General features: G+C 59.7%; 1 protein-coding gene. It reads left to right on the plus strand.

What is annotated here, in order from left to right; all coding sequences use genetic code 11:
- A partial coding sequence (locus B8W69_RS29530) for an MCE family protein (RefSeq protein WP_133058063.1) occupies window positions 1-732 on the plus strand: 732 nt, incomplete at both ends.

Raw genomic sequence — 732 nt, forward strand, 5'->3', positions numbered from 1 at the left:
GCCGGGTTGGTGATGGATCCGGGTTCGAAGGTGACTTATAACGGGGTGGAGATCGGCCGGGTGGGGTCGATTGCGGAGACGGTGCGTGATGGGAAGCCGGCGGCGAAGTTCACGTTGGAGGTGTATCCGCGGTATTTGGCGTTGATTCCGTCGAATGTGAATGCCGATATCAAGGCGACGACGGTGTTCGGTGGTAAGTATGTGTCGTTGACGGCGCCGGCCAATCCGTCGCCGCAGAAGATTTCGTCGCACACGGTGATCGATGCGCGGTCGGTGACGACGGAGATCAATACCTTGTTTCAGACGATCACGTCGATCGCGGAGAAGGTGGATCCGGTCAAGCTGAATTTGACGTTGAGTGCGGCGGCGCAGTCGTTGACGGGGTTGGGGGAGAAGTTCGGTCAGTCGGTGACCAACGCGAATGCGTTGCTTGATGACGTGAATCCGCAGATGCCGCAGGCGCGCAAGGATATTCAGCGGTTGGCGGCGTTGGGGGATACGTATGCGAATGCGTCGCCGGATCTGTTCGACTTTTTGAATAATGCGGTGATCACCTCGCGCACCATCAATGCCCAGCAGAGGGATCTGGATCAGGCGTTGTTGGCGGCGGCCGGGTTCGGCAATACCGGCGCGGAGCTGTTCAACAAGGGTGGCCCGTATTTGGCGCGTGGTGCCGCCGACCTGGTGCCGACGGCGCAGCTGCTGGACACTTACAGCCCGGAAATCTATTGC

It is taken from the genome of Mycolicibacterium vulneris (assembly GCF_002104765.1).
Classification (GTDB): domain Bacteria; phylum Actinomycetota; class Actinomycetes; order Mycobacteriales; family Mycobacteriaceae; genus Mycobacterium; species Mycobacterium vulneris.